This window comes from Pseudomonas sp. P4_C8 (assembly GCF_056401975.1).
On the sequence record NZ_JBFUIH010000133.1, the window covers coordinates 1 to 565 of the forward strand.

At 66.5% G+C, this 565-nt stretch carries 1 protein-coding gene; it reads right to left on the reverse strand.

The window, feature by feature from the left end; genetic code table 11:
• A partial coding sequence (locus AC1DWM_RS30205) for a VCBS domain-containing protein (RefSeq protein ID WP_477796907.1) occupies positions 1-524 on the reverse strand: 524 nt, incomplete at its 3' end.
• Between the last annotated feature and the right edge of the window lie 41 nt (positions 525-565).

Below are 565 nucleotides of genomic sequence, written 5' to 3' on the forward strand. Positions count from 1 at the left end.
ACGTCGCCGAAGGCGAAGCTGCCGCTGGTCACCGTGGTGCCGTCTTCGGCCACCGCACCGCTTTCGAGTTCTGCCGCCGTCACCGTCGGCGCGTCATTGCTACCGGTAATGGTGATCGTCACGTCCTTGGTCACCGCCGCCCCGAAGTCGTCGGTCAGCGTCACCGTGAACACTTCGGTCTTGGTCTGGCCCTCGGCCAGGTACTGCGCCGCACTGTTGCTCAGCGTATAGGTCCAGCCCACGCTGCCCGCCGCGTCGCCCGTGCTCTCGTCGCTGACATTGGCCACCAGCGTACCCAGCGCACCGGACGGTGTGCTCACGCTGGCCACATGTGCGTCATCGACCAGGTCCACGTCGCCGAAGGCGAAGCTGCCGCTGGTCACCGTGGTGCCGTCTTCGGCCACCGCACCGCTTTCGAGTTCTGCCGCCGTCACCGTCGGCGCGTCATTGCTACCGGTAATGGTGATCGTCACGTCCTTGGTCACCGCCGCCCCGAAGTCGTCGGTCAGCGTCACCGTGAACACTTCGGTCTTGGTCTGGCCCTCGGCCAGGTACTGCGCCGCAC